A 7451-nucleotide genomic window follows, 5' to 3' on the forward strand; every position below is an offset into this window, starting at 1 on the left:
GTCTGTACGAGGGGAAATATCATGGTTAAGCTCAATGTGTTTACAAAAATGATTCTTGTGATATTGCTTCTTCTCATCCCCACTCTTATTTTCTATAGTATCAGCAACAGCACCAGCATCAAAGTTGTAGAGAAATTGATCCAGAACTCTACATCGAAACAATTATCTTTCTTCTCGAAACAGTTGGACAACTCCGTCAACCAGTTATCGGATTTTGCGGTAAATATGACGCAAGACCCGAATGTTAGAGAGTTTATGGGATACTCCTTCAAGAGAACAGACTATGAGGAAATGCGGTTGTATTCTTCGATTCTTGAGAAATTGGAGCTTTATAGCATATCCACAACGTGGCCAAGCAAAACTACCGTATTCTCCATGCAGGAGAAACGAGCTTTATCCGGATCAACCGCGGAGTCCTTTGATCCTGAGCAATTACGCCAATATGTGACTGATAATACCTGGCAGCTTCGGGATCAACCGGCACAGGGGCAAGAGACTTTCTATTATTACTCCGTGGTTCCGGCTGTTTATAAACGGTTTGAAGATATCCATGCTGTTATTGAAGTAAACTTCCCTAGAAGTAATATAGAAAATATGCTAGATCAGTATGAATCGGTTAGCAACGGCCAAGCTTTTCTGTTCTCTGCCGATCAAGGAAATATCATTACGGCCAAATCGGGAATACATAACCATATGAATGAATTACAAAAATTGCTGCAGAATGAAAAACTGTCGGAATCAGGCAATTTCCGTGTTAATGTAGAAGGCGTTTTTTACGAACTCTATTATGAAAGGGTTTCCAGTCTTGGGTGGTACATCGTTGATTATGTCCCAAAGGAAACCATTCTTCACCCTATTCGATTGAGCCAAATCAACTTTTATATCACGATATCCTTACTGCTTGCCGTCGGTGTCGTGTTTGCCTTAACGCTATATCGAAATGTGCAGTTTCCAATTATGCAGTTGATTCGAAATATCGAGCGGGTGAAGCAGGGAGACTATGTGACTCCTCTGCGTACAAACCGCAATAAAGAGTTTCAATATTTATTCGATCGATTTAACGAGATGACGTTGCAGATCAGGCTCTTGATTGAAAAGGTATATGAAGAAAAGCTTCAATCCAGGAATGCAACCTTGAAGCAGCTGCAATCGCAAATCAATCCTCATTTTTTATATAATTGTCTAAGCTTTATTATGAATATGACAAAATTAAAAAAGCACGATGATGTTGTCATGATGACCTACCATCTAAGCCAATATTATCGTTATGTTACCCGCATAGAAACGGAAACCGTTCCTCTCAGCATTGAGATGGAATTTACCCTGCACTATTTGAAAATCATTCAAATGCGATTCGTGCAGATTGATATGGAATACGATATTCCGGACTCTATCAAATCCATTATGATTCCTAAGCTGCTAATCCAACCGATCGTTGAGAATGCCGTTAAACATGGCGTGGAAAAAACGGGCGAACACGGTCGTTTATGGATTCGAGCGGATAAAGAAAACGGCGAGATTCGGGTCGTTGTAGAAGATAACGGCGTTGGAATGACGGATGAAGAAATTGAGGTTCTGATGAGTCAGTTGCAACAACCGATTGGCGGGGATATCGGAACCGGTCTACGGAATGTACATAAACGTTTACTGATGCATTTTGGCGATGACGCAGGAATAAAGGTATCCTCTTCGGAATCAGGCGGACTTAAAGTGATCCTTTATTGGAAAGACGTTGAAAGCGTGGTGAGCACCCATGATGGGATTGATGATCGTAGATGATGAGCCTCATGCAGTTGATAGTTTAGCGGATACAATCGATTGGGCAGCTTTGGGGATTAACAAAGTGCACAAAGCTTATTCTGCAATGGAAGCCCTTACAACGTTAAAGGAGAATCCAGTCGATATCATCATCACGGATATTCATATGCCGAAGATGAACGGGCTCGAAATGATCGAGGAAGTCAGAAAGATATGGCCGAGAACGAAGTGTTTGATTTTGTCCGGCTATGCGGAGTTTGAATTTGCTCAAAAAGCGATACAATTGCAAACGGTCGAGTATTTGCTCAAGCCTGTACTGAATGAAGAAGTCATCGACAAAATAAGTATACTAGTCAAGCAGATTCAATCTGAGTGGCTGGAGATTAGCTCGAATGAACAAGCAGTCCGTGCTATTAAAGATAATTTGTCGTTGTTAAAAGGAAACCTGCTCCTTGAATTATTGCAGGGACGTAAATATCCTCAAACAGTTTGGGAACGGAAGCTGGAACTCCTGCAAGTACCGATCGTATTTGGAGATCGATATCATATGTTTATGATGCGATTGGAAGAGGGTTTCCAATCATTTGATTTAGGCAGCAGACATTTGCTTGAGTATGCCGTTTATAACATTGTGGAGGAAATATTAGGGCAAACCGCTGATGTTTGGTACAGTAAGGATGAGTACGATTATCATGTTTTCTTAATGAAGTGGAAATGGGATGAAGCGGAGCAAGGACGTTATCTAACCTTACTGTATCTAAACGAGAATGAATATGTAGACAACCTATTCTCTCGTATACAACATAATGTAAAGGTTTTTCTGAAGGGTCAGGTAACGATATTAGTGGGCGGATGGGAGGTTTTTCCAAACCGTCTCTCGAGCACATATCATGAAATGTTGCTTATGTATCGTCAACAAATCGGTAGAGACAATAGTTTCTATATGAAATTATCAAGCTTCTCGACAGAGAAGGATATTCAGCCAATTTCTTCGCTCTATGAACCGCCTGTATTGTCGCAGCTCCTGGAGACAGGAAGATGGCAGGAGGGGGAACTCAAGCTAAGATCAATATTCGATCAATTCTCCAACGACAAATATGCAACCCGAGACAATTTAATAGAGGTATATTTTCATATTTACAATGCCTTCACTTACATCTTGCATCGAAACGGGAAAAAAATATCGGATTTTTTAGGGAGCGAACTGGATCATCTGATCGATGGCAATTATTATCGCAACACGGTTCAATTAATGGATTTATCGATAAAGATGCTTCGGCAGCTGCGTGATGAATCTCTTACTGAAATGAAAGACAACCGTAGTCAAATCGTACATAGAGTACAACGGTATATCGAGAATAACCTTGCAGGGGACGTTTCGTTACAGACGCTGGGGGAACAGGTTTACTTGCACCCGGCATACTTGTCTAAAGTGTACAAGATGGAGACTGGGGAGGGCATCAATCAGTATGTGCAACGCCTAAGGATGGAGAAAGCCGCACTTTTGTTAAAACAAACAGAAAATAGAGTTTATGAAATCGGAAAACTCATCGGACTGTCCAACACGACTTACTTTATCAAACAGTTCCGCAAAGATTATGGAATGACACCGCAAGAATATCGCGATGTTCTAAGAGGTGAATAGAGATGAAGAAAACCGCTGTATTCGTCCTGATCGTCGCTGTGTTATGTGGAATCGTTGGATTTCAGTGGATCAAAAGCAACTCCAAAAACCTCATTACAACAAATGTTGAGATTAATGAGAGCCATTGGATTAACGGAAAATACGACCCGCCAATCACAATAACTAGAGTCGTTAAGCACAATTCGGCTTCTACGAAATTTATTAAAGGCGAGAATTGGGATCATAACGTTTTTACAAGCTGGTTGCAGGAAACTCTCGGAATTAAGTTAAAAACATTATGGGTCGTAACCGATGAGAACGATGCTTTCGCTAAAAAACTAAAGCTATCCATCTCTGCCGATGAAGAACTGCCCGATATTATTGCTTATCGCGGTTCTTATGAAACGTTGAATCAACTGCTGGATTCCGGCCGATTTATGCCCATTGACGATCTGTTCGAACAATTTGCAAGTCCGATCTGGAAGGATGCGGCTGAAAAGTATCCGTCCATGTGGTACAGCGTGACAAGAGACGGTAAGAAGTACGGGTTGCCGCTTCTTGATTATTCCATGAACACAGAATCCGTTTTGTGGATGCGCGAGGATTGGATGGAGAGCTTCGGGTTGAAAGCGCCGAAAACCATTGCTGATTTGGAAAAGATCATGGACGTATTCACCAATCAGGATCCGGACGGCAATGGAAAGAATGATACTTATGGAATAGCGGTTACTTTACGGATGCAGCTCAATACGTGGATGTCGGATTTGAGTTGGTTGTTCGGAGCGTATGGCGCTATTAACAGTCAATGGAATAAAGAAGGGGACAAGCTCGTATACGGCTCCATACAACCTGGGGCCAAGCTGGCCTTATCGAAATTAAACGAATGGATAAAAAAAGGTTATATTGCTCGGGAAGCCAGTATGTGGGATGAAACCAAAGCTTCCGAGTTATTCACCTCCGGCAAAGCTGGAATTATTGCCGGTCCGCACTGGATGCCGGATTGGCCGCTGCCGTTATTGAAGCAAACGGTTGCAGGAGCGAAATATAAAGCCTATCCCGTACCGGCGGGACCGGATGGGAAAAGAGGAGTGCGTGCAGGAGGCTCGGCCCCGGTTAATGGAACCATTCTTATAAATAAAGATAGCAAACACCCGGAAGCATACTTTTATTATTACAATTATTTGCTTGAGCATTACGCCAACCCTGCAGCAGGTTCAGAATTCGAATACGGCTTTGCAGAAGGCTACGACTATAATATCGTGGATGGTCAATTGGTCAAAGATACTCCCGAGTTTGTCAGCCCAATGGATTACTCTTTGACCTACGAAGGGGCCCGCATTCCCGACTTGATGATTGAGACTTTAGCCAAACTTGCTAAGGAAGAACCGGTCACCCCCTTCGAGAAACAAGTGAAGGCCAAACGGACCGTAGAAGAAATCGAAGCTGCTTCAATCGTATTGGACTATGATAAACAAGGGATTCATTTCGCGAATTTATATGATGGTGAAGCGACAGAGACAACGAAGTTGAAAGGAGAATTGCTGTTTCAAATGGAAAGAGAGGCATTCTCCAAAATGATTTACGGACAGCTTCCGGTCAATGTATTCGGCGATTTCGTTAAGCAGTGGAAAGCTTCAGGCGGCGACCAACTGACAAGGGAAGTCAACGCGTGGTATGAATCGGTTAAATAATGACTCATGCGGCGTTCCGCCAACCGGGTTGTCGTGTACGGGGTACGGATTTCGACGAGTTTCCCGGCAAAGGAGTGTCCTTCAGCGGTCTGCGCGACGAGGGCAACATCTATGCCTACCGTACACAAACCGAGATGCGCATTAACCCAATCACCGATACGCCGCAGAAGAAAAAGTTTGTGTTCGACAGCGGATGGGATTTGCTTGCACTGGAGCTGGAAGAAGGTGAATTCGCCTCCTACACCTTTAATGCCATCGGTGAAGGTTGCACCGTTGGGCTGGAACTCCAATGCCGCGCAGATGCATGGGTATCCGTTCAGCAGGACGGGCGCGAGATCGCTCAGACGGAGCTATCCGCTGGGGTAAACGTCTCAAAGACTATCATCGCATCGTTAATTCCTGCGGAGGAGTCTATCGTGAAGGTGTGCGTCCATCGCGGCAGGATAGAGCTGCACACGGTTTGTCTTGATGTATTGGAGAATTAGCTATAATTTTCTTTTATTAACCGAGCCACGCATTCCGTGAACTCTAATGCAAAAAAGGAGCCACTGGGTGTGGCTCCAAGGAGGAAAAAAAGGTTATGAAGAAAAGTGCAAACATAAATATTTGCAAGTTCCTCTATATCCTATGATATACGATTCGTATATCGAATTCATTAGGTAATTGGTGGAACAACGACAAACTCTATAAGCTTGTCATGATATCTTGAATTCTGAATACTTCATTCCTTATCGGGTAGGCTAATTCAGGTGAATACAGACTAGATACGAAGGAGATTCCTGATATGCCAGAAAAACCGATAATCGTTTATTTCAATTCCCCCGAACAAGCAAGTAAAGCCTTGGAACAAATGAAAAGTGAATTTGAAGTGATTGAGTCGGCTATTGATCGATTCGATGGATATCCCGGCGACGGTTCCGACCCGTTAAATCCAATAACAGGCGATGTACCGAGTTTGGGTTCGCTGACTCTTGGCGGAAACTTCGGAAGGGATGCCGGAATTTTGGCTGCGACTAGTACAAGCGCAAGCGGTATAAGTTCCGGAGGAGCTGGCAATATGGTCTCCGGGGTAGATATTATTCTGACCGCAATCGTACAAGAAGAGAACGGCGAAAAGGCTATGAAGATCGCAAAGGATTGTGGCGCTCTTTAAATGCAACGGGAAATATCTATCCTGAATTTACATCTGAATTGCCATTTGAGCATTCTTAGCATCATTGGCAAGAAGCTGTTCTAAATTATAAGACGGATATAAACCGCGCTCAAGCATGAAATAAAACACTTTACTATGGAGCTGAATCATCTTAACAAGCTGTTTTGTTAATGTGGCTCTTAAAGATGGCGTTGCAGTTTCGGCTATTGCAATCGCATAATTACGAACAGACGTCTTTGCACAGATAAGTAAATGTGCTGCGAAAAATGCCGTAAGATCTTCAGGGGATGCGTTTCGGGTTGGGACAGGAGCCAATTGAAAATACGGAAGCAGCTCTTTCAGATTCATTTCAAATCCCTTAATGGCTTCTGCATATAATCCCCGGAGTGTAGGGTCATTGACGTGGGGGAAATTCATTTTGAAGTCCATTAAGCTGTTTTGTTTATGGGATACCATATGCCTAACTTTTAGTAATGATAATTTTTCCTATTAACAAAAGAGCGGGGGAATAAATATTTCTTCCTGAGAAAAGATAAAACAGGAAAATGGAGGACAAAAGGAGTTGATACTATGGATCAGACCGAGACTAACGAGGAACTAAGAGATCTTCGTACTCATATGGCGGGAGCAACGGATCTTCACGAAACGAGAGAACATGAACCTGAGAACATTGATCCCCCCGTGGCGCCAACAACGGGGGCGTTCGATGAAAGACCGCCAAGCGAAAAACATGGCAACTAAGACCCGCGCACCATACATACAAATCGAGAAGCCTTGAGATATAAGGCTTCTTTTTGTTCCCCTATCAGAATTGCCGTTACGATTGGAGTTAGGCAACCGGCGGAACGGTTAACTACAGGAATTGCCGTTACGATTGGAATTAGGCAAGCCGGCGGAACGGTTAACGGCAGGAATTGCCGTTACGATTGGAATTAGGCAAGCCGGCGGAACGGTTAACGGCAGGAATTGCCGTTACGATTGGAGTTAGGCAAGCCGACGGAACGGTTAACGGCAGAAATTGCCGTTACGGTTGGAGTTAGGCAAGCCGGCGGAACGGTTAACGGCAGGAATGGACCTCTGTCAAGAAAGTGGACACTTAATAAGAGAATTTAACTAATGTTACTGTAGTAAAGGGCTTCGAAACGTAAAGGTGATACGTAACCCAATGAACCATGGATTCTCTTACGGTTGTAGAAAAGCTCAATATACTCAAACATCTCTTGTT

8 protein-coding genes are annotated in these 7451 nt (G+C 43.3%); 6 read left to right on the plus strand and 2 right to left on the minus strand.

Going from position 1 to position 7451, the window contains the following annotated elements; translation table 11 throughout:
• Positions 1-21 precede the first annotated feature (21 nt).
• The 5 genes from E2980_RS03585 to E2980_RS03605 all read left to right on the plus strand — a co-directional run bounded on the left by E2980_RS03585 (position 22) and on the right by E2980_RS03605 (position 6226).
• Positions 22-1779, plus strand: a complete 1758-nt coding sequence (locus E2980_RS03585; protein WP_135150745.1) for a cache domain-containing sensor histidine kinase — start codon at positions 22-24, stop codon at positions 1777-1779.
• Positions 1754-3403 (plus strand): response regulator, encoded by a 1650-nt coding sequence (locus tag E2980_RS03590; protein WP_135150746.1) that lies wholly within the window; start codon positions 1754-1756, stop codon positions 3401-3403. The genes E2980_RS03585 and E2980_RS03590 overlap by 26 nt, the downstream gene beginning before the upstream one ends.
• A 2-nt stretch (positions 3404-3405) precedes the next feature.
• Complete coding sequence (locus E2980_RS03595; protein WP_135150747.1) at positions 3406-5073, plus strand: type 2 periplasmic-binding domain-containing protein; 1668 nt, start codon at positions 3406-3408, stop codon at positions 5071-5073.
• On the plus strand, positions 5073-5558 hold the full coding sequence (locus tag E2980_RS03600) for a hypothetical protein (RefSeq protein ID WP_135150748.1): 486 nt from the start codon (positions 5073-5075) through the stop codon (positions 5556-5558). Before E2980_RS03595 ends, E2980_RS03600 begins: the two co-directional genes overlap by 1 nt.
• 299 nt (positions 5559-5857) lie before the next feature.
• Complete coding sequence (locus tag E2980_RS03605; RefSeq protein ID WP_135150749.1) at positions 5858-6226, plus strand: hypothetical protein; 369 nt, start codon at positions 5858-5860, stop codon at positions 6224-6226.
• 27 nt (positions 6227-6253) lie between these two features.
• Here the strand turns inward: E2980_RS03605 and E2980_RS03610 are convergent, their stop codons facing one another.
• Positions 6254-6574, minus strand: a complete 321-nt coding sequence (locus tag E2980_RS03610) for a spore coat protein (protein WP_240702839.1) — start codon at positions 6572-6574, stop codon at positions 6254-6256.
• Between the two features lie 222 nt (positions 6575-6796).
• On the opposite strand from E2980_RS03610, the gene E2980_RS24030 reads away from it, so the two are divergent.
• On the plus strand, positions 6797-6967 hold the full coding sequence (locus E2980_RS24030) for a hypothetical protein (protein WP_167746959.1): 171 nt from the start codon (positions 6797-6799) through the stop codon (positions 6965-6967).
• 368 nt (positions 6968-7335) lie between these two features.
• On the opposite strand, the gene E2980_RS25070 is transcribed toward E2980_RS24030, so the two are convergent.
• A complete protein-coding gene (locus tag E2980_RS25070) occupies positions 7336-7443 on the minus strand; it encodes an IS3 family transposase (RefSeq protein ID WP_420808602.1) in 108 nt (35 codons plus the stop codon).
• Positions 7444-7451 lie beyond the last annotated feature (8 nt).

It is taken from the genome of Cohnella luojiensis, assembly GCF_004564235.1.
GTDB lineage: Bacteria > Bacillota > Bacilli > Paenibacillales > Paenibacillaceae > Cohnella > Cohnella luojiensis.

Excerpts from the sequence above, each read along its gene's own strand:
- E2980_RS25070 (WP_420808602.1), bottom strand. The coding sequence starts at position 7,443 with ATGTTTGAGTATATTGAGCTTTTCTACAACCGTAAGAGAATCCATGGT.
- E2980_RS03590 (WP_135150746.1), top strand. The coding sequence starts at position 1,754 with ATGATGGGATTGATGATCGTAGATGATGAGCCTCATGCAGTTGATAGT.
- E2980_RS03610 (WP_240702839.1), bottom strand. The coding sequence starts at position 6,574 with ATGAATCTGAAAGAGCTGCTTCCGTATTTTCAATTGGCTCCTGTCCCA.
- E2980_RS03600 (WP_135150748.1), top strand. The coding sequence starts at position 5,073 with ATGACTCATGCGGCGTTCCGCCAACCGGGTTGTCGTGTACGGGGTACG.
- E2980_RS03585 (WP_135150745.1), top strand. The coding sequence starts at position 22 with ATGGTTAAGCTCAATGTGTTTACAAAAATGATTCTTGTGATATTGCTT.
- E2980_RS03605 (WP_135150749.1), top strand. The coding sequence starts at position 5,858 with ATGCCAGAAAAACCGATAATCGTTTATTTCAATTCCCCCGAACAAGCA.
- E2980_RS03595 (WP_135150747.1), top strand. The coding sequence starts at position 3,406 with ATGAAGAAAACCGCTGTATTCGTCCTGATCGTCGCTGTGTTATGTGGA.
- E2980_RS24030 (WP_167746959.1), top strand. The coding sequence starts at position 6,797 with ATGGATCAGACCGAGACTAACGAGGAACTAAGAGATCTTCGTACTCAT.